The 26,221-nt window shown below is 71.4% G+C and carries 23 protein-coding genes; 6 read left to right on the plus strand and 17 right to left on the minus strand.

The annotated features are described in order from the left end of the window. Positions 1 to 29: 29 nt before the first annotated feature. Complete coding sequence (locus ACZ7HQ_RS14575; protein WP_470988747.1) at positions 30 to 203, minus strand: hypothetical protein; 174 nt, start codon at positions 201 to 203, stop codon at positions 30 to 32. A gap of 491 nt (positions 204 to 694) precedes the next feature. Here ACZ7HQ_RS14575 and ACZ7HQ_RS14580 point away from each other — a divergent pair, with 491 nt between their 5' ends. Beyond that, positions 695 to 1,048 (plus strand): hypothetical protein, encoded by a 354-nt coding sequence (locus tag ACZ7HQ_RS14580; protein ID WP_470988749.1) that lies wholly within the window; start codon positions 695 to 697, stop codon positions 1,046 to 1,048. Between the two features lie 31 nt (positions 1,049 to 1,079). Here ACZ7HQ_RS14580 and ACZ7HQ_RS14585 read toward each other — a convergent pair whose 3' ends face one another. The 7 genes from ACZ7HQ_RS14585 to ACZ7HQ_RS14615 form a co-directional block, all read right to left on the minus strand. After that, entirely contained in the window at positions 1,080 to 2,582 is a 1,503-nt protein-coding gene (locus ACZ7HQ_RS14585; RefSeq protein WP_470988752.1) for an SDR family NAD(P)-dependent oxidoreductase, read from the minus strand. A gap of 231 nt (positions 2,583 to 2,813) precedes the next feature. Then, positions 2,814 to 4,145: a wax ester/triacylglycerol synthase family O-acyltransferase gene (locus ACZ7HQ_RS14590; RefSeq protein WP_470988754.1), complete on the minus strand. Its 1,332-nt coding sequence runs from the start codon at positions 4,143 to 4,145 to the stop codon at positions 2,814 to 2,816. Between the two features lie 155 nt (positions 4,146 to 4,300). Then, entirely contained in the window at positions 4,301 to 6,619 is a 2,319-nt protein-coding gene (locus ACZ7HQ_RS14595; RefSeq protein WP_470988757.1) for a GH92 family glycosyl hydrolase, read from the minus strand. Positions 6,620 to 6,752: 133 nt separating this feature from the next. Then, positions 6,753 to 7,049 carry a hypothetical protein gene (locus tag ACZ7HQ_RS14600; protein ID WP_470988760.1) on the minus strand — a complete coding sequence of 99 codons (297 nt, stop codon included), beginning with the start codon at positions 7,047 to 7,049 and terminating at the stop codon, positions 6,753 to 6,755. Between the two features lie 16 nt (positions 7,050 to 7,065). Beyond that, positions 7,066 to 8,286: a glucose-1-phosphate adenylyltransferase gene (glgC, locus tag ACZ7HQ_RS14605; RefSeq protein ID WP_470988763.1), complete on the minus strand. Its 1,221-nt coding sequence runs from the start codon at positions 8,284 to 8,286 to the stop codon at positions 7,066 to 7,068. 50 nt (positions 8,287 to 8,336) lie between these two features. Next, the gene (gene glgA / locus ACZ7HQ_RS14610; protein WP_470988766.1) at positions 8,337 to 9,488 is read right to left on the minus strand and encodes a glycogen synthase; all 1,152 of its coding nucleotides are present in this window, start codon (positions 9,486 to 9,488) and stop codon (positions 8,337 to 8,339) included. 40 nt (positions 9,489 to 9,528) lie between these two features. Further along, on the minus strand, positions 9,529 to 10,290 hold the full coding sequence (locus tag ACZ7HQ_RS14615) for a (2Fe-2S)-binding protein (RefSeq protein WP_470988768.1): 762 nt from the start codon (positions 10,288 to 10,290) through the stop codon (positions 9,529 to 9,531). A gap of 227 nt (positions 10,291 to 10,517) precedes the next feature. Here ACZ7HQ_RS14615 and ACZ7HQ_RS14620 point away from each other — a divergent pair, with 227 nt between their 5' ends. Continuing rightward, positions 10,518 to 11,801 (plus strand): DMT family transporter, encoded by a 1,284-nt coding sequence (locus tag ACZ7HQ_RS14620; protein ID WP_470988771.1) that lies wholly within the window; start codon positions 10,518 to 10,520, stop codon positions 11,799 to 11,801. On the opposite strand, the gene ACZ7HQ_RS14625 is transcribed toward ACZ7HQ_RS14620, so the two are convergent. Beyond that, entirely contained in the window at positions 11,791 to 12,948 is a 1,158-nt protein-coding gene (locus ACZ7HQ_RS14625) for a transglycosylase family protein (RefSeq protein ID WP_470988773.1), read from the minus strand. The genes ACZ7HQ_RS14620 and ACZ7HQ_RS14625 overlap by 11 nt on opposite strands. Before the next feature lie 295 nt (positions 12,949 to 13,243). Here ACZ7HQ_RS14625 and gndA point away from each other — a divergent pair, with 295 nt between their 5' ends. Next, on the plus strand, positions 13,244 to 14,683 hold the full coding sequence (gndA, locus tag ACZ7HQ_RS14630) for an NADP-dependent phosphogluconate dehydrogenase (protein WP_470988776.1): 1,440 nt from the start codon (positions 13,244 to 13,246) through the stop codon (positions 14,681 to 14,683). Positions 14,684 to 15,125: 442 nt separating this feature from the next. On the opposite strand, the gene ACZ7HQ_RS14635 is transcribed toward gndA, so the two are convergent. Genes ACZ7HQ_RS14635 through ACZ7HQ_RS14645 form a run of 3 tightly spaced genes read right to left on the minus strand, consistent with a single transcriptional unit; the run spans position 15,126 to position 16,112 of the window. After that, positions 15,126 to 15,470, minus strand: coding sequence for a GNAT family N-acetyltransferase (locus ACZ7HQ_RS14635; protein WP_470988779.1), 345 nt, complete (start codon positions 15,468 to 15,470; stop codon positions 15,126 to 15,128). Positions 15,471 to 15,512: 42 nt separating this feature from the next. Next, a complete protein-coding gene (gene panD, locus ACZ7HQ_RS14640) occupies positions 15,513 to 15,932 on the minus strand; it encodes an aspartate 1-decarboxylase (protein WP_470988781.1) in 420 nt (139 codons plus the stop codon). Between the two features lie 42 nt (positions 15,933 to 15,974). Next, on the minus strand, positions 15,975 to 16,112 hold the full coding sequence (locus tag ACZ7HQ_RS14645) for a hypothetical protein (protein WP_470988784.1): 138 nt from the start codon (positions 16,110 to 16,112) through the stop codon (positions 15,975 to 15,977). A gap of 456 nt (positions 16,113 to 16,568) precedes the next feature. On the opposite strand from ACZ7HQ_RS14645, the gene ACZ7HQ_RS14650 reads away from it, so the two are divergent. The 3 genes from ACZ7HQ_RS14650 (at position 16,569) to ACZ7HQ_RS14660 (ending at position 19,332) form a co-directional block, all read left to right on the plus strand. Next, positions 16,569 to 17,957, plus strand: coding sequence for an HNH endonuclease (locus ACZ7HQ_RS14650; RefSeq protein WP_470988788.1), 1,389 nt, complete (start codon positions 16,569 to 16,571; stop codon positions 17,955 to 17,957). A 164-nt stretch (positions 17,958 to 18,121) separates the two neighbouring features. Beyond that, positions 18,122 to 18,781, plus strand: coding sequence for a divalent metal cation transporter (locus ACZ7HQ_RS14655; protein WP_470988792.1), 660 nt, complete (start codon positions 18,122 to 18,124; stop codon positions 18,779 to 18,781). After that, entirely contained in the window at positions 18,775 to 19,332 is a 558-nt protein-coding gene (locus ACZ7HQ_RS14660; protein ID WP_470988794.1) for a Chromate resistance protein ChrB, read from the plus strand. The genes ACZ7HQ_RS14655 and ACZ7HQ_RS14660 overlap by 7 nt, the downstream gene beginning before the upstream one ends. A 16-nt stretch (positions 19,333 to 19,348) precedes the next feature. Here ACZ7HQ_RS14660 and ACZ7HQ_RS14665 read toward each other — a convergent pair whose 3' ends face one another. From ACZ7HQ_RS14665 to ACZ7HQ_RS14685, 5 genes are all read right to left on the minus strand, one after another. Further along, positions 19,349 to 19,771, minus strand: a complete 423-nt coding sequence (locus ACZ7HQ_RS14665) for a YkvA family protein (RefSeq protein WP_470988797.1) — start codon at positions 19,769 to 19,771, stop codon at positions 19,349 to 19,351. Positions 19,772 to 19,957: 186 nt separating this feature from the next. Further along, complete coding sequence (locus ACZ7HQ_RS14670) at positions 19,958 to 21,394, minus strand: MFS transporter (RefSeq protein WP_470988800.1); 1,437 nt, start codon at positions 21,392 to 21,394, stop codon at positions 19,958 to 19,960. Positions 21,395 to 21,400: 6 nt separating this feature from the next. After that, the gene (locus ACZ7HQ_RS14675) at positions 21,401 to 22,609 is read right to left on the minus strand and encodes a type III PLP-dependent enzyme (RefSeq protein WP_470988802.1); all 1,209 of its coding nucleotides are present in this window, start codon (positions 22,607 to 22,609) and stop codon (positions 21,401 to 21,403) included. Beyond that, a complete protein-coding gene (locus tag ACZ7HQ_RS14680) occupies positions 22,606 to 24,300 on the minus strand; it encodes an IucA/IucC family protein (RefSeq protein WP_470988805.1) in 1,695 nt (564 codons plus the stop codon). The genes ACZ7HQ_RS14675 and ACZ7HQ_RS14680 overlap by 4 nt, the downstream gene beginning before the upstream one ends. A gap of 73 nt (positions 24,301 to 24,373) precedes the next feature. Next, positions 24,374 to 25,960: an IucA/IucC family protein gene (locus ACZ7HQ_RS14685; RefSeq protein ID WP_470988807.1), complete on the minus strand. Its 1,587-nt coding sequence runs from the start codon at positions 25,958 to 25,960 to the stop codon at positions 24,374 to 24,376. Positions 25,961 to 26,221: the final 261 nt, after the last annotated feature.

The raw sequence follows: 26,221 nt of genomic DNA on the forward strand, positions 1-26,221 counted from the left end.
CGGCGATCGCGAAGGTCCGACCCCGGGGGTCAGTCCACGCTGGGCAGGATGTGGGGCTCGGCGAGGTCGTCCTCGTATCCCGCGAGGCGGATCGGGGCCGAACGGGCCCACACGTCGAGGCTGCCGAGCTCTCCGGGCTGCCTGCCCGCGCGCTCCGTGCGTTCCTTGGGGCGCTGTTCGCGATTCGTCTTCTCCGGTGTCACCGCGCACTCCTTATGTGTCGGTCACCCTCGAGGGCCTGCCGGACAACCTGTGCCCCGGCACTCGACGCCCGCTCGGGTCTGGATGGAAGGCCAGTTCGGACGCGGTGGCGCCGGTCTTCGTGCAGAGCAGGCCGTTGTCATCCGGCTCACCCCGGGACGGACGATGGGTGTGGGTGGGACCCCGTGCTGCTGCCCGTCCCCTCCAGATTAACCAAATGAGCGGCCCGCCGCTCGATAGGGAGTGCAAACAAGGTGTAACTATCGGACGCCGATTACCCCCCAATGACCCTCAATATGCCGCTATTTGGCACTAGGCGCACCACACGACCAGCACGACGAATCACCCACTCGGCCCACCTATGCGAACATCTCTTCGAACCCGGTCGGGCATCTGCCCGGACGCGGCGCAGTTCAAGTGCCGTTGGCCGGGCCGCAAGCTCGCCATGATCTGCTGATGAACGGCAACGGCTGTCTCGCGGAAGGACTGACGCATGGAGCTGCGCAGCGTCGAGGAGCTGATGGATCTGCTGTACGCCGGACGGCACCAGCACGCGCTGCGCACCGCCGCGCTGCTGCGCCGCAGCCGCCCCGCCGACAAGGAGCTCCAGGTGGCGGGGCTGGTCCAGGGCCTCGGCGCGGCCGAGGCGGTGCGCTGTCTGCTCGGGGAGCGGGTGTTCCGGCTGGTCCGCGGGGACGGGGGCCCGGCCGACGACGATGTGCTGCGGCTGCGCCAGGCCCGCGAGGAGAGCCGTACGGCGGGCTTCGACGCGGGCGTCCTGGAGGACTGGCGCACCGTGCTGGAGCTGGTGGCGGCCCGGAACTCCAGGCTCGGTGCCGTCGAGTGATCCCTGACGGCAGGTCAGGGACCGGTTCCGCTCACCACTTGCCGGGCGCGTAGTCCTTCAGGAAGACGCCGTACAGGTCCTCGCCCGCCTCGCCGCGGACGATCGGGTCGTAGACGCGCGCGGCGCCGTCGACCAGGTCGAGGGGGGCGTGGAAGCCGGCCTCGGCGAGGCGCAGCTTCTCGTAGTGCGGGCGCTCGTCGGTGATCCAGCCGGTGTCGACGGAGGTCATGAGGATGCCGTCCGTGTCGAACATCTCCTGGGCGCTGGTCCGCGTGACCATGTTCATGGCCGCCTTCGCGGCGTTGGTGTTCGGGTGTCCGGCGCCCTTGTAGCCGCGGCTGAAGACTCCCTCCATCGCGGAGACGTTGACGACGTACGCACGGCCGCTGGACGCCTTCTTCGCGGCGTCCGCCATCGCCGGACGCAGGGCGCTGATCAGGATGAACGGGGACGTGTAGTTGCACAGCTGGGTCTCGAGCAGCTCCACCGGCGAGATCTGGTCGATGGTCTGCACCCAGGTGTTGGTGTCGACGACGTCGGGGACGAGGCCGCCGGCGTCGATGGCGGTGCCCTCGATGTGCCGGGCGATGCTCGCGTTGCCGGCGACGAGGGCGAGGTCGGCGACCTTCTGCGCGTCCAGGCCGCCGACGCCGACGGGGAGCGCGGCGATGCCGTCGACGGCGCCGGAGTTGAAAGCACCGATGACCTGGTGGGCGGGGAGCTCACCGGCGGGCAGCGGGGCGCTCTCGCCCTCGACCAGGGCCGCGTAGGCGGAGGGCAGGCGGCGTACGGTCTGCGTGGCGTTGTTGATCAGGATGTCGAGCGGGCCCGCCTCGGTGACCTGCTCGGCGAGGGCCACGGCCTGCGCGGGGTCGCGCAGGTCGATGCCGACGACCTCGAGCCGGTGCAGCCAGTCTGCCGAGTCCTCCATCGCCTTGAAGCGACGGATGGCGTCCTTGGGAAAGCGCGTGGTGATGGTGGTGTGCGCGCCGTCGCGCAGCAGCCGCAGCGCGATGTACATGCCGATCTTGGCGCGGCCGCCGGTGAGCAGGGCGCGCTTGCCGGTGAGATCGGCGCGGGCGTCCCGCTTGGCGCGGTTCTGGGCGGCACACTCCTGGCAGAGCTGGTGGTAGAAGTAGTCGACCTCGACGTAGCGCTGCTTGCAGGTGTAGCAGGAGCGGGGGCGCTGGAGTATGCCCGCGATCCTGCCCTCCTCGATCTTGGAGCTGGGCAGCAGGCCCTCGGTCTCGTCGTCGATGCGCTCGGCGGAACCGGTGGCCGTGGCCTCGGTGACGGCGCGGTCGTGCGCCGTCTTGGCGGCGCGGCGCTCCTGACGGCGGCGCTGCTTGACCGTGCGGTAGATGTGCGAGGTGGCCCGGCGGACCTTGATCGCGTCCGGGTGGTCGACTTCGAGCTGGTCCAGCTCCTCCAGCACGCTCAGGCAGACGGCCAGCCGCTCGGGGTCGATACCCGGCCCGTAGACCACCTCTTCCGTGGCCATGGAGACCATGGAGCCGTCCTCTGTCACCGTCATCGCGCTGCCGCTTCCCTGATCACCCGCGCAGCGCTCCGACTCGCGCCCGCTTTCGAACGGGGAATTTTACGGAGCGCAGGGGCTCGCCGCCAAACCCGTCTCGCCGGGGCCGGGGACCGGCGGTCGCCGACGGCGCATGTGCTGCCACGGGGGCCACCCGCACTCGGAGCCGAGAGTGGTACGTGTGGTGCGGGTGGTGCCCGTGGGAGCCCCGTCCGGCCGGCGGCCCGATCAGGCCTCGCACACCGAGAGCAACGTCGCCACCTCGGCCGACACCGCGTGGGCGAACCGGTCCAGGTCCGGCACGGCCTCCGCGTCCGCCACGAGCCCGTAGTGCACGCGCCCGCGGTACGTCGAGATGGCCACCGCCAGCGCCTGGCCCGGGGCGAGCGGCGCCAGCGGATAGACCTCGGCCAGCTCGTGGCCGCCGAGCCGCAGGCCCACGCCGGGCAGCGGCACGCTGGTGACGAGGATGTCGAACCACAGCCGGGCCGCCTGCCCGACGAGCGGTCCGCCGAGCCGGTGGCCGAGGGCCGGGACGTGATCGGCGAGCAGCGCGACGGCGCCCGCGCCCCGGTCGGCACCCGCGTCCTTGTTGCGGAGCATCGCGGTGCGCACGGTGTCCAGCCGGCCGAGCGGGTCCGGCTCGTGGACGGGGAGCGGTATCAGATAGCCGGAGAGCCGGTTTCCCTGTGGGTGGGCGGTGCGCGGGCGACGCCGGGAGACGGGGATGAGGGCGCGGGGCGCCACCCCCTTGCTGCCGTCGCCGCGCTCGTCCAGCCAGCGCCGCAGTGCCCCGGCCACGACGGCGATGAGCACGTCGTTCACGGTGCCGCCGGCCGCCTTGCGCACCCGGTGCACATCGTCGATGTCGAGGACGACACCGGCGGTGCGGCGGGTGCCGCTCGGGGCCGAGGTCAGTGCCGGGACGGGCCGCATGCCGAGGGTGGACCGGGCGAGCGAGGCCCCGATGTCCAGGGCCCGGCCCACGTCGGACAGCGCGCCCCTGACCAGCCCGGGGATGAGTCCAGGCAGCTTGCGGACGTCGGGCAGCAGGCCACGGGGCGGCTCGATGGCGCGCGGGGCGCGCTCGGGCATGTCCACCGGGTCGAGGACGCCGGCGGCGAGTTTCAGCGCGCGCAACCCGTCGGCGAGGGCGTGGTGGAACTTGAAGAGGACGGCGAAGGAGACACCGTCCTCGCCGGGCAGGACGTGCGCCTCCCACGGCGGCCGGCCGCGCTCCAGCGGGCGCTCCATGAGCCGGCCGGCGACCGCGTGGAAGTCGGCCGTCGGGGCGTGCAGGCGCACGTGGTTCAGCGGGTCGAAGTCCGGGTCGGGTTCCCGGGTGGCACCGCCGAAGGCGAGCGGCTGCCACACGTCGCGGATGCGCAGGCGCAGCCCCGGCACGGCGGCGGCGCGGGCGGCGAGCAGGTCGGCGGCATGGGCACCGGCGGTGGGCGAGTGGGCGCCGAAGACACCGAGGGCGCCGAGGTGCATCGGGTGCCGGTCGGACTCGATGTTCCAGAACGCCAGGTCGAGGGGAGCGAGCAGGTCGGAAGTCAAGGGCTTGCCTCACGCGTCGACGACGGGTGGATCTGCAGTCATCCGCAGTCAATCCCCGTCAGCCGATTACGGTCAAGTACGATCAGGCTACGCTCAGTTAACAGCAGATTAAGTCCCGCCCCGTTCACAGGGGCGGGACCAAGGGATATGTGAGATCACCTCAGGACGGGCTGCGCCGCCTCGGGTGACGTACCCCACTCAGACGGGCGCGAGCCGACCGTGAACGTGAGCGAGCGCAGGGAGCGCAGCGCACCCGTCGTCAGATACGTCCGCTCGTGCGGCGTTCCGTCCGTGCGGACGGACTGGATGTAGCGGTCGGTGGCGGTCGTGCCCGGCGCGGAGACCGTCAGCCCCCCGCTCGGCCAGTAGCGGCGGTCCAGGCTCAGCTCGACGCGGTCGAAGACCGGGGTCGACAGACCCCAGGTGCCGTACCCGGGCTGGATCGGGAACAGGCCGATGGACGACAGCACGTTCCAGGCGGACATCGTGCCCAGGTCGTCGTTGCCGGTCATGCCGGTCGGCCCGTCGGTGAAGAGGGTCAGGGCGGCGTGCACCACGTCGGTGGTCTTCCACGGCTGGCCGGTGGCGAGGTAGGTGTAGGGCGCGATGAGGTCGGGCTCGTTCATCGGGTTGTACTTGTCGGCGTTGTAGTACGCGTACGCGTCGCCGTGCACCCACACCTCGCGGGCGGTCCTCGCGGGGTCGGCCAGCAGCCGGTCGTAGGCGAAGAAGGAGTCCAGGCGGTCGTTGGCCGCGCGCTCGCCGCCGATGAGCCGCACCATGCCGGGCACGTCCTGCGGCACGAGCCACTGGTACTGCCAGGCGGTGCCCTCGTGGAAGCCGATGCCGCGCGCCGGGTCGGCCGAGCCGGTGAAGGCGCCGGAGGCGTCCCGGGCACGGAAGAAGCCGGTCGTCGGATCGAAGATGTTCCGGTAGTTCTGCGCCCGGGCCGCGTACCGGTCGGCGTCGGCCTCGTGGCCGAGTCCGCGGGCCATCTGGGCCAGCATGGCGTCGGCGAGCGCGTACTCCAGGGTGACGGAGGCGCCGTGGTGGTAGTCGGAGTCACCCAGCTTGGCGTACGGGCGGTCCTTGTCGTACGGGGCGAAGCCGTGCGCGAGGTACTCGACGTTGGCCTCCCTGCCGATGCCCGGGTAGTCGGCGGGCGGGACGCCGTCGGCGTTCTTCTTCAGCGCGCGGTAGGCCCGCTCCTCGAAGCCCTTGAGCAGCCCCGTCTGGTACGCCGTGGTCAGGAACGGGGTGACCGGGTCGCCGCTCATGACGTTCGTCTCGACCGGGCCGTAGCCCCACTTGGGCAGCCAGCCGCCGTCCTCGTCGACCGCGACGAGCGAACGGGCCATGTCCCGTGTCTCGCGCGGCGCGAGCAGCGCGAGGAGCTGGACCTGGGTGCGGTAGGTGTCCCACAGCGACCAGTTCTGGTAGTACGTGAACCCGTCGGCGCGGTGTGTGCGGCGGTCCCAGCCGAGGTAGCGGCCGTCGGCGTCGCTGCCGATGTTCGGCGCGAGGAACGACCGGTACAGCGAGGAGTAGAAGGTCCGGCGCAGCGTGCTCGTGCCGCCGCGCACCCGCACGGCGGCGAGCCGCTTCTCCCACTCCTCGCGGGCCCGCTCGCGCACGGCGTCGAAGGACCGGCCGCCCTCGGCGCGCAGGTTGCCGGCCGCGCCGCCCGCGTCGACGTACGACAGGGCGGTGGTCGCCTCGACCGTTCGGTCCCTGGTGGTGTCGAAGCGGACGTAGGCGCCGCCGTGCCCGGTCCGGGCGCCCGGGGCGACGGTCTTGCCGTCCCAGGTGCCGTAGGCGGTGAAGGGCCGGCTGAAGCGGGTGACCGTGTAGACCGTGTACGGGCCGGTGTCCCGGCAGAAACCGCGGCCGGTGATCGCGGTGCGCACGGTGTGGTCGTCCAGGATCTCCACGGAGCTGGAGACCGCCTTGTGCAGCGACTGGGCGGCGTTCAGCAGGACGTTGGCCTTGTCGGTGGCGGGGAAGGTGTAGCGCTGCACGCCGGTGCGCTCGGTCGCGGTCAGCTCGGCGCGGATGCCGGAGGAGAGGCCGACACGGTAGTAGCCGGGGCTCGCCGTCTCGTCCTGGTGCGAGAAGCCGGCCGCGTACTGGGTGTAGTCCGTCTGGGTGACCTCGCCGGTGGTGGGCAGTACGGGCAGGTCGCCGCCGATGCGGCAGCCGACGCCCGAGAGATGGACCAGGGAGAAGCCTCGAACGCGGTTCTGCGTGTAGTCGTAGCCCGTGCTGTGCCCGGTGTCCGGGGAGAGCTGCACCATGCCGAAGGGCACGGCCGCGCCGGGGAAGGTGTTGCCCTCGTCCTGGCTCCCGATGAACGGGTTGACCAGATCGGTGAGGTGGCCGTCGGTCCGCTCGGCGGCCCGTGCGGGGGTGGCGATCAGCGCGGACGCTGCCATCACCCCGGCCAGGCACAGCCGCGTGCGCCGGGTCCCTCTCATGTCGGATGACCTCCGGAAGTTCGAGTCGTTGCCTGCATCCTGAAGGGCGAACGACCCAAACTCGGGCATTCCATGGAGGTTACGCACAACGCGTCGCACAAGGTCATGTGTGCGAACGAACCGTGACGGACGGTCAGAGCCGGCCCTGACCCGCGGGCGGGTCCCAGGGGTGCGGGGCGGGACCGGCGTCCGCGGCCTCGATCAGGCCGTCGGCCGTCGCGTCCAGTTCCCGGCGGTCGTACTCGGCGAGGAACGGGAACACGGCACCGCAGTCGCGGCAGGCACGGGCGAGCGTGGCGTCGAACTCCGGACGGGGTCTGAAGAATCCCGGCCGGCCGAACCTCAGCCGCAGCCGCCCGTACGACCGCTCCCCCGATGCCAGCTCACCAACCGGGCTGAGCCGGGCGGAGCCGCATATCCCACATCGCATGCGGGGGATCCTATGTCTAGGGCACCCGCTGGCCCTTCCCGAGGGCGATCACGCCGCCCTTGGACACGCTGTACAGCTCCGCGTCCCGCTCGGGGTTGACGCCGATGGTCGCTCCGGGCGGGACCTCGACGTTCTTGTCCAGGACCGCGCCGCGGACCACCGCGCCCCGGCCGATGCGCACGTTGTCGTGGAGCACCGAGCCCTGCACCACCGCGCCCGGGTCGACCCGTACGCCCGGGGAGAGGACCGACCGGGTGACCTGGCCGCGGATCAGGCAGCCCGCGCTGATGATGGACTCGCTCGCGATGCCACCCGCGTTGAAACGGGCCGGGGAGAGCTGGCCCGAGTGGGTGTAGATGGGCCACTGGCGGTTGTACAGGTTGAACGCGGGGCGCTCGGCGATGAGGTCCATGTGCGCCTCGTAGTAGGCGTCGAGCGTGCCCACGTCCCGCCAGTAGCCCTGGTCGCCGGTGGTCTCGCCGGGCACGTGGTTCTCGCTGAAGTCGTACAGCTGGGCCTCGCCGCGGGCGGTGAGCTGGGGCAGGATCGAGCCGCCCATGTCGTGCGCCGACTGCCCGTCCTCGGCGTCCCGTTGCAGCGCCTCGACGAGGGCCTTGGTGGTGAAGAGGTAGTTGCCCATCGAGGCGAAGACGGCTTCCGGGTCGTCCGGGAGGCCGGGCGGATCGGCGGGCTTCTCCAGGAAGCGCTCGACGGCCAGGCCGTCCGGACCCGGTGTGATCACGCCGAACGACGAGGACTCCGTGCGCGGCACCCGGATGCCGGCCACCGTCACGCCCGCGCCGCCCTCGATGTGCTGCCGGAGCATCTGCCGCGGATCCATGCGGTAGACGTGGTCGGCGCCGAACACGGCCACGTACTCGGGCTGTTCGTCGTGGATCAGGTTCAGCGACTGCAGGATCGCGTCGGCGCTGCCCAGGTACCAGCGCGGGCCGAGCCGCTGCTGGGCCGGGACCGGGGTGACGTAGTTGCCGAGCAGGCTGGACATCCGCCAGGTGGTGGTGATGTGCCGGTCCAGCGAGTGCGACTTGTACTGGGTCAGCACGCAGATGCGCAGGATGTCGGCGTTGACGAGGTTGGACAGGACGAAGTCGACGAGACGGTAGGTGCCGCCGAAGGTGACGGCTGGTTTGGCGCGGTCGGCGGTCAGCGGCATCAGACGCTTTCCCTCGCCGCCCGCCAGCACGATCCCGAGTACGGAAGGCCCTCCACGACGCATGGCCGCTCCCCTCACCCTGGTTGAACCATGGCTGCCCCGAGCAGACGGGACTAAGCCTGCTTGAGGATCTCCTCGTACAGCGCGGCCGTCCGCCGGGCCACCGCGTCCCAGCCGAACTCGCCGACCGCGCGCTCCCGTCCGGCCCCGCCCATCCGCCGGGCCGTCTCCGGGTCGCCGAGGACGGTGTCGAGTGCCCGGGCGAGCCCCGCCTCGAAGGCGTCGTCGACATCGACCAGCAGGCCCGTACGACCGTCGTCCACGACCTCCGGGATGCCGCCGACCCGGGAGGCCACGACGGGTGTACCGCAGGCCATCGCCTCCAGGTTGACGATGCCGAGGGGTTCGTACACCGAGGGGCAGACGAACACGGCCGCCCGTGTGAGGAGTTGGATCACTTCGGGGCGCGGCAGCATCCGCGGGATCCAGAACACGCCCGTGCGGGCCCGGCTCAGCTCCTCGAACAGCTCCCGGAACTCCCGGTCGATCTCCGGGGTGTCGGGCGCGCCCGCGCAGAGGACGACCTGGGCGCGCGGGTCGATGTCCCGCACCGCGCGCAGCAGATGGGGCACGCCCTTCTGGCGGGTGATCCGGCCGACGAACAGGACGTAGGGGCGGCCGGGGTCGATGCCGTGCCGGCCGAGGGCGTCGGTGCCGGGGTCGGGGCGGTAGAGGCGGGTGTCGATGCCGTTGTGCACCACGTGCACGGCGGCCGGGTCGAGGGCCGGGTAGCAGGCGAGGATGTCCTCGCGCATGGCTCCGGACACGGCGATCACCGCATCGGCGGCCTCGACCGCGGTGCGTTCGGCCCAGCTCGACAGCGCGTACCCGCCGCCCAGTTGCTCCGCCTTCCAGGGCCGCAGCGGCTCCAGGGAGTGCGCGGTGACCACGTGCGGCACGCCGTACAGGAGCTTGGCGAAGTGACCGGCCAGGTTCGCGTACCAGGTGTGGGAGTGGACGAGTTCGCGGCCCCGGAGGGCTGCGGCGACGGACAGGTCCACGGAGAAGGTGCGCAGCGCGTCGTTGGCGCCGTCCAGTGCGGACCAGGGGCGGTGGCGTACGACGCCCACCCCGCGGCCCTCGCCCCAGCAGTGCACCTCCAGGTCCACCAGGGAGGTCAACTCGCGGGCCAGGAACTCCACATGGACCCCGGCGCCGCCGTACACGTCCGGGGGGTACTCCCGGGTCAGCAGTCCCACTCGCACCCGACAACCCCCTTGTAACGGTGGCAGGTTCCCTTCATGGTCACCCAGACGCGGCTCGTGGGGAAGAGCGCGGAGGCCGGGTGAAGCAGCAGTCGCCGCAGACCCCGCCGCCGGGCACCCGGTAGTACAGGCAGCAGCTGCGGCGGCGGAAGGTGGTCCCGGTGCGGGTGCCGGTGGTGCGCAGCAGGGGGTGGGCGAGGAGTTCGTCCGTCAGGGCGCGGGCCCGGCCGGCCACATCGGTACGGCCGTGCGCGCGGGCCCAGCGGTCCAGCTCCCGGGCCGCCCCGGCGAGCGCGGAGCCCGCGTTGCCCCACAGCAGCCCGGACGCGCCGCCGTACCGGGCCCGCAGGGTCTTGCCCAGCGGCTCCAGGTGTCCGTGCAGCACGGTGGCGGCGAGGGTGGCTGCGTCGCCGGTCCGCGGACGCAGTTCGGTCAGGTACAGGTCGTCCGGAGCGGGGGCGAGGGGGTCCCAGCGCAGCAGACGCGGATCGAGATCGGGCAGGCTGCCGTACAGGACCGCGCAGCCGAGAGCAGCCGACCACAGCCGGGCGGCCAGCGCCTGCTGCGCGACGGAGGCGGCGACGCGCGGCTCGGGTGTGCGCAGCCGGTCAGCGACCGTGGCCACGCGCACCGTCAGGGCGTCGGGGTGCGCGTCCCGCGGCACCCGTGCGTAGGTCTCGGCGAGTGTCGGCAGCCGCCCGGGATCCGGGCCGCCGGCGGCTTCGGCCGGGCCCGGAGCCGTGCGCAGGACGAAGAAACCGCCGAGCGGGCGGAGGGCGGCGAGCGCGGGGTCGAGGTCCACGACAAGGACTATTACAGGCGCGTTCGCGGGCCGGGGCCCCAGGTGTCAGCCTCACGTCACCCCTCCCGAGGATGATCGCGGGGCCGGTGTACTCCATCGGCAGTAGGACCCATTGCGTGCTCAGGTACGACGACGGGAAGAGCGCGGACGGGCAGAGTGTTGGCCATGGAATCCGACCGTCCGCCGCGCCTGGCTCAGGGCCCCCGACTCACGCACAGGAGACGCCGATGAGCGCCCTCGCGCTGTCCGTGCTGCTGTCGTTCGTGTCCGCCCTCGCCTACGCGGCCGGCGCGATCGTGCAGGAGCAGGTGGCGGTCTCCTCCCCCGGCGGCACGTACCTGCCGCTCCGCCGGCCGGGCTGGTGGGGGGCGCTGGCACTCAACGGCCTCGGCGGCGTGCTGCACGTGGTGGCGCTGGCCTACGGCCCGCTCAGCCTCGTCCAGCCGCTCGGCGCGCTGACCATCGTCTTCGCCCTCCCTCTGGCCGCGCTGTGCGTCGGCCGCAGGGCGGGGACCACCGCCTGGCGCGGCGCGATCATGGCCACGGTGGGCCTCGCCGGTCTGCTGTCCCTGGTCGGTTCCTCCGGCGCGCACTCCCTCGACGCGGCCCAGCGGGTGGCGGTCGCGCTGGTCACCGGCGGCGCGGTCGTGGCGCTGACGTGCGCGGGTCTGGCCGCGCACCGGCACCCGGCGGTGCGCAGCGTACTGCTCGCCACCGCCTCCGGCATCGCGTTCGGCATGTCGTCGGTGTTCACCAAGACCGTCGCCGTGGACTGGACGCACGGCATCGACCTGGACGATCTGCCGTCCCTGGCGGCGATCGCCCTGTTCGCGGTCGGCGGCGTCGTGCTGTCCCAGGCCTCCTACCGGGGCGGTGGCCTCGCCGCCCCGCTGGCCACACTGACCGTGGTCAATCCGGTGCTGGCGGCCGTCGTCGGCACCCTGATGTTCGGCGAGACGTTCCGCCACGGCGGCGCGGGCGCCGTACTGGCCGTGAGCTGCGCGGTGGTGGCGGCGGGCGGCCTGGTCATGCTGACGACCGAGCGGATCGAGCGCACCGGGCCGCCCTCCCTGCCGGACGGCGGCCCCGAGCAGCTTCCGGCGGCCGCTGCCGCCACCGGTTCCGCACCAGGGCTCCCGGGCATGCCGCAGCAGCGGGCGGCGGCCGAGGCCGGGCCGGAACGTGCCGAGCGGGACGGACTTCCCGGGGCCGACGGCACGCTCGGCGCGCCGGTGGTCCCGGGCCCGCGTGTGGCGGAGCCGGGCGGCGGCCTCGTTCCGGAACGGGGTGCCGCTTTCCCTGCGGAACCGGGCAGCGGTTTCGCAGCGGCCCCGGGTGGCGGTCTCGCTGCGGCCCCGGGTGGCAGCGGGGAGGGTGCCGAAGGCCGCGGCGAACCGCCGGCCGCCCCCGCTCCCGCCCCGGTGCTCCCCACGTCGTACGTCGCGCTGCCCGCGGATGTCCGTCTGTCGCTGCCGGTCCTGGACGGCCCCGGTCCGTGCGTCAGATCCTGACGCCGCCGGCCCGCAGATAGGCGAGCGGGTCGATGTCCGTGCCGAAGCCGGGTCCGGTCCGCACCTCGAAGTGCAGATGCGGTCCGGTGACGTTCCCGGTGGCCCCGGAACGGCCGATCCGCTGCCCCGCGCCGACCGTCTGCCCGGTCCGCACCGAGATCGCCGAGAGGTGGCCGTACTGGGTGTAGCGGCCGTCGGCGTGCCGGATCACCACCTGGTAGCCGTACGCGCCGCCCCAGCCCGCGGCCACCACGTGCCCGGCCTCCGCGGCCCGCACCGAGGTGCCGGTGGGCACGAGGAAGTCGACGCCGGTGTGGTAGCCCTTGGACCAGTGCGCGCCAGCCGCTCGGTAACCGGTGCCGATGGGCGCGTCGACCGGGGCGACGAGCGTGCGGCCGGTGGTCCTGGCCTGGTGTGGCGGGGTCCGGTGCGGTGTGGTCCGGTGCTCCGAAGGGGCTTTCTTCCGCGGGGACTTGGTGGGAGGGGTCGCCGTGTCGCGCAGGCTGAGCCGCTGGCCCGGCAGGATCAGGTCGGGATCGGCACCGATGGTCGCGCGGTTCTCGGCGTAGAGCCCGCGCCAGCCGCCACGGACGTGGTGCTCGTCGGCGATGCCGGAGAGCGTGTCGCCGTGCACCACCGTGTACATCTCGGCCCGGCCGGCCCGCGACTGCGGGGTGGTCTGCGGCCGCACGTCCCGTATCGAAGTCCTCTGCGCCGCGTTCACGGACCGGGTCGCGGCGCTGTCCGTGTGCGGGCCGGGGTCGGCATCGCCCCTGCTCAGGCCGGCCCGCACCGAGCACACCGGCCAGGCGCCCGGCCCCTGTCCGTCGAGGACCCGCTCGGCCACGGCGATCTGCTGGTCGCGCGTCGCGAGGTCGGCGCGCGGGGCGTACCGGGTGCCGCCGTACGCCTGCCACGTGGACCGGGTGAACTGCAGCCCGCCGTAGTAGCCGTTGCCCGTGTTGATGCTCCAGTTGCCGCTGGACTCGCAGGCGGCGACCTTGTTCCAGGTGGAGGCGTCGGCCGCGTCGGCCGTGCCGGCGACGACCAGCGGGATCGCGAGGCCGGCGCCGCCCGCCGTGACGGTGAGTGAGGCGCGGTTGATCCTGTTCGGCTGGTACCGGCGATGCCGGCCGCGTACGGCCATGTCCGAATTCCCCTCGGCATGCGTCAGGAGGGGCAAAAGTAAGCGCCGCGAACAGGCCATGACAAGACGGAAAACCGGCCTCCCGCCCCGTCCAAGTGGCCGGGAAAGGACCACGCTTGGCGTGCACCACGGGAAGGCCGTGAGCCGAATCGCCGGAGACTGAGGCCGAAGGCGCCGTCGCCGCGTACACAAGCGTGGCGGGCCGGATGTGCGCTCGCCGGAGCGGCACGTCAGGATGGGCGAGGACCCGTACTGACGGAGCCGTAGTTAACGAGGCAACCAGGGAGCAGGCGGTATGAGCACTTCAGCGCAGATCGGTGTCACGGGCCTCGCGGTCATGGGCCGCAACCTCGCCCGGAACTTCGCCCGCAACGGCTACACGGTCGCCGTGCACAACCGTACGGTCTCGCGGACCAAGGCGCTGGTGGAGGAGTTCGGGCACGAGGGCGACTTCGTCGCGGCCGAGACCGCCGAGGAGTTCGTGGCGGCCCTGGAGCGCCCGCGCCGCCTGGTGATCATGGTGAAGGCGGGTGAGCCGACGGACGCGGTGATCCAGGAGTTCGCGCCGCTCCTCGAATCCGGGGACATGATCATCGATGGCGGCAACGCGCACTTCGCGGACACCCGGCGCCGGGAGCGTGAGCTGCGCGAGCGGGGCATCCACTTCGTGGGCACGGGCATCTCCGGCGGCGAGGAGGGCGCGCTGCACGGGCCGAGCATCATGCCGGGCGGTTCGAAGGAGTCGTACGGCTCCCTCGGCCCCATGCTGGAGAAGATCTCCGCGAAGGCAGCCGACGGCGCCCCCTGCGTCACGCACTGCGGTCCCGACGGTGCCGGGCACTTCGTGAAGATGGTCCACAACGGCATCGAGTACGCCGACATGCAGCTGATCGGCGAGGCCTACCAGCTGCTGCGGGACGTCGCCGGGTACTCCCCCGCGCAGATCGCGGACATCTTCCGGACCTGGAACACCGGCCGGCTGGACTCCTACCTGATCGAGATCACCGCCGAGGTGCTGTCCCACGTGGACGCGGCGACCGGCAAGCCGTTCGTGGACGTCGTCGTCGACCAGGCCGAGCAGAAGGGCACCGGACGGTGGACGGTGCAGATCGCGCTGGACCTGGGCGTGCCGGTGTCCGGGATCGCCGAGGCGGTCTTCGCCCGGTCGCTGTCCGGTCACGCGGCACTGCGGGCCGCCTCGCGGGATCTGGCGGGGCCGACGCCGGCCGCGCTCGGGGAATCGGAGGCGGCGGCGTTCGCCGACCGGGTCGAGCAGGCGCTGTACGCGTCCAAGATCGTGTCGTACACGCAGGGCTTCCACGAGATCGCGGCGGGCAGCGAGGAGTACGGCTGGGACATCGACCTCGGCGCGGTGTCCTCGATCTGGCGGGGCGGCTGCATCATCCGGGCCGCCTTCCTGGACCGGATCCGCGCCGCGTACGACGCCCGTGCCGATCTGCCGAGCCTGCTGTCGGACGAGACGTTCGCACGCGAGATCGCCGACGCGCAGGACGACTGGCGGGAGGTGCTGATCGCCGCGACGCGGCAGGGAGTGCCGACGCCGGGGTTCGCGGCGGCGCTGGCGTACTACGACGCGTTGCGCGCGCCTCGCCTGCCGGCGGCTCTGACGCAGGGGCAGCGGGACTTCTTCGGGGCGCACACGTACCGGCGGGTGGACCGGGACGGAGCGTTCCACACGCTGTGGGGCGGGGACCGGTCTGAGGTGTCCGCCTGAGGGGTGCCGGGAACTGCTGTCCGCCTGAGGGGCGAGGGGCTGGTGCTGCGCGGCTGCGTCATGGGTGTCATGGCCGGCCGCAGGCCGCCCTCGCCGCCCCTCGCGGCGTTTCACGTCAGTGGCGGACCGGGTTCGGGATTCGGTACCGGCTCCGGGCCCGGTGGGATCGGGGACGGTGCGGGATCCGGCGGGGCCGGGGGTGGGGTCGGGCTGGGCCCCGGTGGGGGTGGTGTCGGCTGGGGAACCGGCTCGGGCGGTGGGACGGGGCTCGGGTAGGGGTCCGGCGGGGTGGGACCCGGGCCCGGTGCCGGGCCCGGTGGGACCGGGTCGGGATGCGGGTTCGTCATGCTGTCCTCCGGGCAGTCGCTGGACGTCGCCTCTGGACTACTCCCCCGCCTACCCGACGTGCCCCCGGTCACTCACCCGACAGGGCGAGCCCCGCTCAGAACCGTCCGGGGTGGGCCCGCAGCCATTCCTTGGCGGCCGCCGTCAGCTCCGGACCGGTTGGCTGGGCGACCTCCGGGTGCCGCGCCGCCCACCTGACGACGTACGGACACAGCGGCGCCACCGGGACGCCCTCGCGCCCGGCGAGGGCGTACAGCTCGCGGGCGAGGGAACCGACGATGCCCCGGCCCTCATGGGCGGGCTCGACGATCGTGTGGACCGGGACCAGGGCGCGCGCGGGCGACTCCAGGACGAAGTACGCGATGTGACCGACGACTTCGCCCTCGCCGACGGCTTCCAGGCGGCCCGCCGCCCGGTCGTCGCGGATCTCGATCTCGCTCACCGGCTCGGCACGCTCCTGGTCCGGTCCCGCCCGACCCCTCGGTCAGGCCCGGACGGCCTGCGGGCTGCGCTGCTGGTCCGAGCCGGGCACCGGCTCGGAGGGGTCGGCACCGAGGGACACGATCCGGTTGTCGCCGTCGACGTGCACGACCCGCGGCTTCAGCTCCCGCGCCTCGGCGTCGGTGACCTGAGCGTAGCTGATGATGATCACCAGGTCTCCGGGATGCACGAGGTGGGCGGCCGCCCCGTTGATCCCGATCACCCCGGACCCACGCTCACCCTCGATGACGTACGTCTCCAGCCGGGCGCCGTTGGTGATGTCGACGATGTGCACGAGCTCGCCCGGCAGCAGGTCCGCGGCGTCGAGCAGGTCGGCGTCGATGGTCACCGATCCCACGTAGTGCAGGTCGGCCTGGGTGACGGTGGCGCGGTGGATCTTGGACTTGAACAGAGTACGCAGCACTTTGGACTCCTAGAAGACGGCTCCCCGCCAACTTTCTGCAGGTCAGGGGCGTCCTTTACTGTACATCGGCACGCCTTCGACCCGAAGACCTTCCAGAACATCGTGCCCCGTGGCGAGCAGGCTTCTCACCTGCGCAATCTGCGCGCAACAGGCTGTCGCGAAGCCGTCGACCAGCACCATGTACGGAAGACTGTCCCGGTCCGATGCTGATGGGATGCTGACTTACCTGATGAGTCATCAGGCAGGGCGAGGGATCCAGAGCAAGTTGCTAACTGGGGTCAGCGGCGGTGAGGTGGAGGACCAGGACCGACCAGCATGCTCCGCCACCACACGGCCGAGCACTTCCGCGGCATTTCCCCTCTTCGCCCCGCCCAAGACGAGCCTCCGGGCGCAGTGAGACGAGAGCCCGCGCGGCAATCATCGACCGCTGCTTGGCCTCGCGTCCCGCGTGGGCCGCTCCCGCCAGTGCCGCGGCCGAAGGCGCCGTCCAGATCGCCGCCCGACTCTCAGGGCGTCGAGGGAGGTCTCCCCGCTCGGTTCAGCCAAGCGCCCGGGCCGCAACAGCTCAGGCCACGAGCCCGTCGGGTTAGATTCACTCCAGGTCCTCGTCCATCGCCATGGAGTCCACAGCCTCACATGTTCGTAGAGTTCGATGCCGTCCCGTTCAGCGCCGTGGGTGACCAACATGTGGTGTGCGGTGCCACCCCCGCCGGGTTCGGCGCGCCGGTCTACGTCCAGGACCCGGACGCACAGCCGAACGACGTGTTGAGGAGCCTGCTTCAGCGCTACCCGCGGCTGCCGAAAGGGTTGAAGTCCGCCGGCCAACTCAAGGCCGCAGGGCTGCGCGCGTCGAACTTGTTCCGTCCCGACGCCTACGTACTCGGGCCTCCGCAGCTGGTTGCCGTCCCCGGGGCACCCACGAGCACCGGGCGCACGACGCCGGAATGGGAAGAGACCGTATACCCGGCGTCGCCTGTCTACCGCGCGGATCAAGCTGTCCCCTTCTCGGCGCCACCCGATGCCGACGAGGGCCAAGCCGTCCGCCATGCTGTGATCCGCTGGGCACAGGACGTCCTGGACGACCCGGACACGGTCATTCTGGCCGTCAGCGCCATCGGGTCCCCTGCTCCGTCCACCCCGCCCCTGGAACGGGCCGTGCCCTTCGAGATAGCACTCACCTCGGCCGATGGCCGCAAGAGATGGCATCAGTTCATCAACCCCGAATGGGAAACGACATACCTGCAGCAGCTTCGACTCGGCCACGCCGGCCCTGCGGAACTCGAAGCCGCCCCCCGTTTCCGCGAGGTAGCCGACACCCTGCTGCGCAGACTCCAGGGCAAGCGCGTCGTCACCTACGGACGCAACCTCCAGTACGCCGCGATCTACGCGGGGCTGGAGTACGCCTGGCTACGGGACGGCCTCCCCTACGGTGCCCTGTGGCCGGACACGGCGACCACGCTCGCGAAGTTGAACCGCAGCCGCTGGGAGTGCGCGCGTCTGCGCCAGGGCGAGTTCGACGGCGACTGGGATGCGGCCGCCGGTCACTTCGCACTGCCGGCCGAGGAACCGGCCGCCGATGCACTCGACCGCTGCCGGATGACCGTTGCCCTGCTGCGCCGCATGGCAGATCCGGCTCAGCGCTACGCGGAGCTGAATGCCCGGGCGGAGCGCGCCGTGCAGGACGGCAAGAGCCACCGTCCCCGCCCCCAAGGTGGTCAGCGGCTGGGCCGCATCGCCGCATCCCGCCATGCGGTGCTCGAGCGCAGCCAAGGGGCCTGCGAGAACCCCCGCTGCCCTGATCCCCGCTACACCTCGGCACTCAGCCGCAATGGCTCCTACCTGTTGGAAGTGGATCACATAGACGATCACGCCAAAGGGGGCGCGGACCTTCCCAACGCCATGATCGCTCTGTGCCCGAACTGCCATGCCCTGAAGACCCGTGGGACGGTAACCGACGAGTTCCGTGCTCTCCTTCGCGCTACGGCCCTCGCCAGGCACCGGGAACTGCTCGCCGCAGCTCGATGAAACCGTCCGAACCGGCGCTCAATCTGGCCTGGACGGGCTGACACTGCGTTGACTCTTCGTCCAATCGCGACCGGCATTGACGGCCAGCTTTGTGGTCAGGCTTACCGGCAGTTCTTCATCGACCACGGCACGAACGGCCTCGGACGCGGCTGGGCCACGCCTTTTTGCGAGTCGCGTCGGTAATCATCATCGCCACCGCCACCGCCACCGCGATCGGCGGCAGCGGCCCGCTGGACTCCGCCGCCCAGGCCGCCGAGGCCCTCGAACCGGTTGCCGGACAGAACGCCGAACTCCTCTTCGCCGTGGGCCTGATCGGTGCTTGCGCGCTCGCCGGTGCCGTCGTCCCGCTCTCCGCCGGCCTGGGCCTGTTCACCGCCCAGATCGTGCTCGGCGCGGTGGTCGCCATGACCCCGGTGAACGTCATTCAGCTGCTCATCGGCGCCCAGGTCCTCCAGGGCCTGATCAGCCCCATCGTGCTGGTCTACCTCCTGGTCCTCAACTACCGCCGCTCCGTGCTCGGTGCGGCGGCCGACGGCCCTCGCTACCGGATCGGCGCCACCGTCGTGGTCGTCGGCGTCGCGGCCATGTCCACCATCCTGTCGTCCAGACCGTCCTCGATTGGTTCGGCCTCGGCTGATCCCTGTCCCCGTCTGAGAAGAGGGCCCGGTCGTGTAGAAGTACGGCCCCTCCCTGGTAGGTGCTGCCCTGGTCGCCTGGATCGCCACTCTCGTCGCACTGATCACCCTCGATCCCCAGCCGGTCCGCTGACAACGAGTGCCCGCGGTCCGTCCGGTACTCCCGTGAGACAGTCGCTGTCGTGGTGAGCGAAGTCGATACGCGGTGGCTGCTGGCGTCTGTGACGACGGCCGGCGCGGCACCGTCGTTGCGGATGCGGGTGTGGCGGAAGCTGAAGGGGCTGGGGGCGCTGTATCTGCAGCAGTCCGTGTGTCTGTTGCCGGACCGGCCTGCCGTGGCCGCTGCCGTGAACGGACTGCGCGAGCGTGTGCACACGGATGGGGGACGGATGCGCGTCGTGCACGTCGAGATCGCCGACGAGCGCGAGCGCAGGGAACTCGCCGAGAAGATGACTGCCGCCATCGACGAGGAGTTTGCGGAGGTGCTTGAGCGCCTTCCGTCCTTCTTCGCCGAACTGGAGACGGAGTCCGGTCGCGGCCGAGCGGTCTTCGCCGAGGTCGAGGAGTCCGAGGCCGACCTGGAGCGGTTCCGTTCCTGGGCTGCGAAAATCGAGGCCCGCGATTACTTCGGCGCACCGCTGGGCGAGCGGGTCCGTGCCGAACTGGACAGGGCGGCCACGGCATTGGCTGCGTTCGAGGCCGCCGCTCTTGCCGGAGAGGATGTGGGCGGCTCGGCCTGAGTGCGCATCGGCGGCTCTACTCTTGCGGCTCCGCCGCTGGCAGGCCCGCAAGTCGGCGTACGACGCCTAGTCCGTCGGAAGTGCCGGGCCAGTGTCGGTCCACGGCCTGTGTCCCGGCCTGCCGGACGACGATCCGCAGTACGAGCGCGACGGCGATGGCGTCGTCCGCATAGCCGAGGACCGGAATGAAGTCGGGGACCAGGTCGATGGGCAGCGCCAGATAGCCGGCCAGGATCCAGAGCAGCCAGCGGGTGCGACGCGGAAGGGCGCGGTCGCGGGCGAGGCGGGAAACGAGGCGCAGCAGGTCGGGGAGGAGACGGACCGCCTCCGTCAGCAGGTTGCCCCTGGGCCGGGCGATCGCGAGGGCGCCGAGCAGCACCAGCCAGCACAGCAGCAGGCTCGCGACGATCCCGATCAGGACCTGCCATACCTCGCTCATCGGCCCCACTTCCATTTGGCGGACGCGGCCGTGGAGGCATCGCCTCGCCCAACCGCAATGTTACGGGTGTAACATCCGCCTTGTTGCGGGACCGCTCCCCCGTCGGTCCCGCAGTCTCTCTGCTCCTGCTCTGGAAGCGGACAAGGTTTTTCTGTGGGATGAAAAGCTGCGTCCGCATGCCCCGCGTCAGGCCGCCGATCGGCGTGCCACGGGCTGATGGGTGCGTTCGGGGTGAAACGGGCTGTCAATGCCTATGGGCGGCGGTGACGCAACCGCGGTGAGCGGAGTGCTTTCTTGGCTGGTGCGGGAGCGCCCGGTGATCACGGCGGACAGGGCGATGGCGGCCACGGCGGAGATCGCTCCGCCGATGACGAGGCTGAAGCGCGCGCCGAGGGTGTCGGAGACCAGGCCGACCAGAGGTGCGCCGACCGGGGTGCCGCCGAGCAGCACGAGAAGGTAGACGGAGACGATGCGTCCACGCATGCTCGGGTCGGCGTTCAGCTGGGTCATGGCGTTGGCAGTGGTCATCACGGTCACCGAGGCGAGCCCGGTGGGCAGGAGTACGAGCAGAAACGTGGCGTATCCGGGCGTCAGGCCGGCCAGGGCCTCCAGGGTTCCGAAGACGACGGTGGCGGTGACCAGGCGTCGGGCGGTGGGTGGTTTTCGTTTGCCGGCTCCTCTGAGCGCGCCGATGAGGCTCCCGACGGCGTAGGCGGCGGACAGGTAACCGTAGGCGGCGGAGCCGGAGTGGAAGACGGTTATGGCGATCAGGGAGATGGTGACCTGGAAGTTGAAGCCGAAGGTGCCGGCGAAAGCGATGACGGTGATGGGCAGGAGCAGTTCGGGGGTGGCGCGGATGGCACGGAAGGCGTCTGACAGGCGGGTGTTTCCGAGGTTCTTCTCCTTGGGTGCGTGGAGTTCGTCGGCTCGGATGGTGATCAGGCCGTACAGGACGGCGAGGTACGAGGCCCCGTTGGCCAGGAAGACGGGTCCGGTTCCGGCAGCGGCGACCGCCAGGCCCGCCACAGCCGGACCGATCGCACGGGCGACATTGAACTGGGCGGAGTTCAGGGAGACGGCGTTGGCCAGGCGTTCCTTGCCAATGAGTTCGGAGACGAAGGCGTTGCGGGCCGGGCTGTCCAGCGCGGTGGCCGTGCCCAGCAGGAAGGCCAGCACGTCCACGGCCCACAGGTTCACCGCACCAGTCACCGTCAGGACGCCCAGCACCAGCGACTGCACTCCCATGGCGGACTGAGTGAGGATCAGCAGGCGGCGTTTGGTGAAGCGGTCGGCGAAGACGCCCCCGGAGAGACCGAAGAGCGTCTGGGGCAGAAACTGCAGGGCGGTGAGTATGCCGACGGCGCTGCCGCTGTTGCCGGTGAGCTGGAGGACCAGCAGGTCCTGGGCGGCGCGTTGCATCCAGGTGCCGATGTTGGAGACGAGCTGTCCGATCAGGTAGCGGCGGAAGTTGCGGGCCCCGAGCGTGGCGAGTGCTTCGCTCGGGGCCCGTCGCTTTCCGCCCCTGCGGACCCGTCGGTGCCGGCCGCCCATGTCGAGGGCGGCAAGGTGAGCGCGGAGGGTCTGCGTCCTGTCGCTGCTGTGGACACGGCGGTGCTTGGTCATGACCTTCTACGGGTGGGGTCCGGCGAGGACGGGGACGGGGACGGAGGCGTGGTCGAGGTGGTGGAACTGCGGGGCGGGGTGCATCAGGAACTCGTGGTGGGAGATGTTCCATGCGTACGCCCCGGCCAGGGCGAAGGCGATCTTGTCGCCGACGCGCAGCCGTCCGACCTGGACGGCGCGGCCCAGGACGTCCTTTGGTGTGCACAACTGGCCGACCAGAGTGACGGGTTCGTCCTGGGCCTGGGGGCGTTCCCAGGGCCGGTCCCAGCCGTCGACGGGGACGATGGTGAACGGCTGGTCGTGCTGCTTGGTGGCCGGCGTGCGCAGATGGTGGGTGCCGCCGCGCAGGACAGCGAAGGCATGGCCGTGGCTGCGTTTGATGTCCAGGACCTCGGTGACGTACCGGCCGCAGTACACAGTGACCGAGCGGCCCGGTTCGATGCGCAGGGTCAGGCGCGGGTACCCCTCCAGTAGGCGGCGCAGGCCGGTACCGAAGGCCGGCCAGTCGAAGCGCCGGTCGGGGCGGGCGTAGTCGACATCCATGCCACCGCCGAGGTTGACCTCGGTCAGCTCCACGCCGTTCTCCTTCGCCCATTCGCTCGCCCAGGTCAGGACCTGGGCGGCGAGGTCGAGGTGGGCGGTGGCATCGAGGCCGCTGGCGAGGTGGACGTGGATGCCGCGCAGCCGGATGCGCGGGTCGTCGGCGATGAGGGCGAGGCAGCGGTCGAGGTGGCCGGGATCCAGGCCGAAGGGGCTGGGCCGGCCGCCCATGGCGAGGGCCACGGGACCGAGGGAGATCGGGAGGTTGACTCGGAGCAACACGTCCACGGTGCGCTCGCCGAGCAGGGCGATGAGCAGGTGGAGCTCTTGTTCGCTCTCGATGTGCAGGCGGTCCACTCCGGCCTGGAGGGCCTGTTCGAGTTCGGCGGGTGTCTTTCCGGGGCCGCCGAAGGCGATCGGCGTGCCGGGGCAGGTGATCTGGATGTGGTGGAGTTCGCCGCCGGAGGCGACCTCGAAGCCGTCGACGTGGTCGCGCAGGACGGTCAGGAGCCGGGGGTCGGAGTTGGCCTTGGCGGCGTAGAAGAGCTGGACGCGTTCGGGCAGGGCGGCGCGGATGGCGGCCGCGTGTTCGCGCAGGTCGCTGAGGTCGTAGACGTAGGCGGGGAGGTCTTCCGCGTCCAGCCCGTTGACGTGCTGGAGAAGTTCTGGCCTCATCGGGTCACCTCGCGGGGGAAGCCCTCGCCCAGCGGGCTGGGCAGCGGAACGTAGCCGGCGTGCCGGTCGGCCTGCCGGGACCAGCGCAGCAGCAGGTTGGCCTTGGCGGGCAGCGGGACGCCCGAGAGCAGGGCGCGCAGCCGGGGCGGTTCGCCTGCGCTGCGCGAGTAGGCGTCGAGGTGGTCGCGGACCAGGCCCCACAGGGCGGGTTCCAGGGCGGGGTCGGTGTCGGCGAGGGCGGCGAGGACTTCGGCGGCATGGTTGACCAGGAGGCAATAGGCCACCCGGTTCCAGCCTCGTTCGGCGTCGTACGTCATCGGAGTGCGCACGTCCTCGGGCAGGGCGGCGAGGAACGGTCGGTGGTGTTCGGGGACGAGCTTGGTGCCCTCCAGGTCGCGGAAGAGCATCTGGGCGGGGGTGCCGTCGTCGCTCACTCCGACAACGACGTTCTGCAGATGGGGTTCGAGGACGATGCCGTGCTCGAAGTAGGCGGTCAGGACAGGGGGCAGGAGCAGGCCGAGGTAGGCGTCCCACCAGGCGAGCGCGTCACCGTCGCCGCGCGCCAGCAGGCGGGCGACCTGGGCCGAGCTGGTGGGGTGCTCGTCGGCGATGGCGGCGGCAAGCAGCGGTGTCACGCCCGGGCGCAGGTGTTCGCGCAGGCCGGTGCGGACGATGACGCCGAAGCCTTCCAGGAGGGAGAGGTCGTCGTCGAGGGCGAGGGTGCGGTAACCCGGTTCGGCGAGCAGCGAGCTTCCGGGATGCGTCTGACCGATCTTGGCGAAGACGGGGCCCAGGAGCCGGTTGAGGGCGACGGCGCCGGACAGCTCGTAGGCGGCGTTCTTGCGGACGCAGTTGGTCAGGCGGACGTTGAGGCTGAACTTCAGGAACGTGTCGGTGCCCGGCTGGTAGAGGGTCCGGACGGAGGCGGTGGGGGCGAAGTCCGGGCCTGTGACGCCGGTGTCGACGATCGAGCCTGCGGCCATGGCCCTGCGCAGGGCGGGGTGGTCGCTGAGCAGCCGGTACTGCCACGGGTGGACCGGCAGGGTCACGTAATCCTTTCGCCCGGATGGGTGGAGGGCGTCGAGCCTGCTCAGGTCGCCTTCCTCGCGTACCAGACGCCTGTGGACGGCGAGGTAGCGCAGGGGGAAGCGGGTGCCGGTCTCCGGGCCGTACTCCAGCCAGTCCGCCGGGTCGCCGGTGCGGGACTTGGGCGAGGGGTGGAAGCGGTGGCCGTAAACCAGGGACTGCTCGGACTCCAGGTACGGGTCCTGCGGCAAGGTCCTTGTGGCGCGCTGCTCCAGCACGGTGCGGATGGTGTTCCGGCTGTCGGTGACCTGGTCCAGGAACTCGTCGTTGGCCACGCCGGTCCGCAGCTCCAGCTCCTCCTGAATGTATCCGGCGAGCTCTCGCCAGCCGATCGGGAACCAGCCGGCGCCGTCGTACCGCTTGATCGGACCGTCGAAGCGGTGCGCGCCGATCAGGGAGATCCGGCGCAGGGGGACGCGGAGCAGGACGTCACGGCGGGGCAGCCACAGCAGCAGGTGGCCGTTGTCGACAGTGACCTGGCGCTCGGGCGCGGACACTTCCCGGATCAGGCAGTTGAGCAGGGTGTGGGCGGTGACGGCGTCGGCGGCCCGGTCGGGATGGTCGGTGGTGGCGAGGACGGCGCCGGTGGTGCTGGGGACGGTCATGCGGAAGGACTCCAGTCGGTGCAACGAGAGGTGTGCGGGGGGCCGGCCGGGCCCGGCTGTGGGAAGCGGGCTGTCAGCGGTGGCGGGCCAGGGGGTTGGGGACGGGGGTCCACTGGGCGACGCCGGACTGTTCGGCCAGACGCATCGCGATGGTCGCCTTCAGCGGCAGCGTGTCGCCGAAGAAGAACTCCCGGTCCCCGTCCGCGTCGGGAAGGTCGGCGTAGACACGGCGTGCGACCTCGGCAACTGCCGCCCATAGCTGCTCGGGGTCGGCTCCGTGGTTGCGCGAGAACACGGCGACCAGTTCGCTGAAGACGCCGCTGAGCAGGCCGCCGAACAGCTTGGTGCGCAGCGCCGCCTCGTCGTTTCCGGCCCGGGTACCGGCCAGCGAGGGCAGCGAGAATCCGTTGAGGGCGAGCCGGTGCGGGTGGATGCGGACGCCGTCCAAGTCACGGTAGAGCACCCGCACCGGACGTCCGTCGCGCAGCGCGACGAGCGTGTTCTGTCCGTGGGCCTCCAGGGCCACGCCCATGGACAACAGCGTCAGCGTGGGTGGCAGGACGAGTCGGGCGAACTCCACCAGCCAGGTGACGGGGTCGCCGCTCACCACGCGGGCCCCGGTGGCGTGGATGGCGGTGAGGGGAACGGCGATCTCACCGGGTCCGAGGTGCCGTTCGCTGGACTCGCGGATCATCGCCGCCAGGCTCGCCGAGGGACTGCCGTCGACACGGATGGCGCCGCCCGCGAGTTCTCGCAGGATCCGCAGGCTGTCGCCATAGCCGGCCTTGTCCACGACTGCGGTGACCAGCTCCGACAGCGGGGGCCCGTCAGCCACCTCGGCCGGGGAGATGGTGCGCCGGTAGTTGGTGACCTGCACGTCCAGCGCCGTCTTGATGTGACAGCCCGGCAGCGTGTCGAGCGGAGACATGGTGCGCATCGACAGCAGCGGCCGGGCGGCGATCGTACGGTCCACGACCGCCAGGTCAGGCTGCTGTGCGAGGACGTGGTCGCGCTGCCAGGGATGGACGGGCATGAGGACGGTGTCGCCGTCGCGCAGTTCCTCGGGCCAGTCGCCCGTGGCCTGCCACCGATCGGCAGGTACGGCGACGAGCCCCAGCTCGATGACGGGGTGATGCTCGGGCGCGTAAGCGAGGACCTCGGCGACGGACAGTCCGCTGCGGGTACGGCAGCAGGGGTGCTGCGGGTGGCCGTCGACCACGGCCTGTTCTGCATCGGCGGAGTCCCGTACCCCGGGCGGCTCGTTGTTCGCCGCGCGGGCCAGCGCGAGGTTGGCGACGCTGTTGTCGAGCTCGGCGGCCAGGCGCGACGCGGTCTCGGTGTGCACTCCGAGGGCGGCGAGGAGCCGTGTTGGCTCGTCGATCGGGCCGTCGGGGCCCTGCACGATGAAGTCGTCGGGGACCGAGGCGAATCGCTCGGCTGCGACGGCAGGGACCGAGAGCTGTCCGCCGCCCGTGAGCCGGATGACGAGGGTGCCAGCGTCGTGGTTGCGGGTGGCGATACCCGGAAGGGGTTCGCGGGCGAAGGCGCCCCATAGTCGCCCGAGCACTGTGGCACGCGCACCGGGGAGCGCGGCCATGAAGGGCTCGACCAGCTCGGGGCGCGCTTGGCGCAGTTCGTTGATGGTGCTGCTGTACGGCATGTTTCACCGTCCCGTGGCATAGGAAAAGCAAGCGGAGAGGCTGCGGAGGCGAAGAGAAAGCGCGAATGCGAGCGCCGTCCGTGATCAGCTGCCGACAACGTTACGGGATCGTTAGTTAACTGATCGCCAGAGAAAAGGAAGGCCGGCATCAGAATCGATCCAGCATTCCGCTGGCTCCACCGTTCCGAAAAATAGAGCTGTCGCCGGATAATTGGCCGCATGTCCCATGCGCCCGGCTCGGCGAGCGGAGCGCCTGCGTCG

This window comes from Streptomyces sp. NPDC037290, from assembly GCF_055603245.1.

What these genes read in the sequence shown, in the direction of transcription:
- ACZ7HQ_RS14580 (WP_470988749.1), top strand. Translation starts at nt 695, where the DNA reads ATGGAGCTGCGCAGCGTCGAGGAGCTGATGGATCTGCTGTACGCCGGA.
- ACZ7HQ_RS14585 (WP_470988752.1), bottom strand. Translation starts at nt 2,582, where the DNA reads ATGACGGTGACAGAGGACGGCTCCATGGTCTCCATGGCCACGGAAGAG.
- ACZ7HQ_RS14595 (WP_470988757.1), bottom strand. Translation starts at nt 6,619, where the DNA reads ATGAGAGGGACCCGGCGCACGCGGCTGTGCCTGGCCGGGGTGATGGCA.
- ACZ7HQ_RS14600 (WP_470988760.1), bottom strand. Translation starts at nt 7,049, where the DNA reads ATGCGATGTGGGATATGCGGCTCCGCCCGGCTCAGCCCGGTTGGTGAG.
- glgC (WP_470988763.1), bottom strand. Translation starts at nt 8,286, where the DNA reads ATGCGTCGTGGAGGGCCTTCCGTACTCGGGATCGTGCTGGCGGGCGGC.
- ACZ7HQ_RS14620 (WP_470988771.1), top strand. Translation starts at nt 10,518, where the DNA reads ATGAGCGCCCTCGCGCTGTCCGTGCTGCTGTCGTTCGTGTCCGCCCTC.
- ACZ7HQ_RS14625 (WP_470988773.1), bottom strand. Translation starts at nt 12,948, where the DNA reads ATGGCCGTACGCGGCCGGCATCGCCGGTACCAGCCGAACAGGATCAAC.
- gndA (WP_470988776.1), top strand. Translation starts at nt 13,244, where the DNA reads ATGAGCACTTCAGCGCAGATCGGTGTCACGGGCCTCGCGGTCATGGGC.
- ACZ7HQ_RS14645 (WP_470988784.1), bottom strand. Translation starts at nt 16,112, where the DNA reads ATGGTGCTGGTCGACGGCTTCGCGACAGCCTGTTGCGCGCAGATTGCG.
- ACZ7HQ_RS14650 (WP_470988788.1), top strand. Translation starts at nt 16,569, where the DNA reads ATGTTCGTAGAGTTCGATGCCGTCCCGTTCAGCGCCGTGGGTGACCAA.
- ACZ7HQ_RS14665 (WP_470988797.1), bottom strand. Translation starts at nt 19,771, where the DNA reads ATGAGCGAGGTATGGCAGGTCCTGATCGGGATCGTCGCGAGCCTGCTG.
- ACZ7HQ_RS14670 (WP_470988800.1), bottom strand. Translation starts at nt 21,394, where the DNA reads ATGACCAAGCACCGCCGTGTCCACAGCAGCGACAGGACGCAGACCCTC.
- ACZ7HQ_RS14675 (WP_470988802.1), bottom strand. Translation starts at nt 22,609, where the DNA reads ATGAGGCCAGAACTTCTCCAGCACGTCAACGGGCTGGACGCGGAAGAC.
- ACZ7HQ_RS14680 (WP_470988805.1), bottom strand. Translation starts at nt 24,300, where the DNA reads ATGACCGTCCCCAGCACCACCGGCGCCGTCCTCGCCACCACCGACCAT.
- ACZ7HQ_RS14685 (WP_470988807.1), bottom strand. Translation starts at nt 25,960, where the DNA reads ATGCCGTACAGCAGCACCATCAACGAACTGCGCCAAGCGCGCCCCGAG.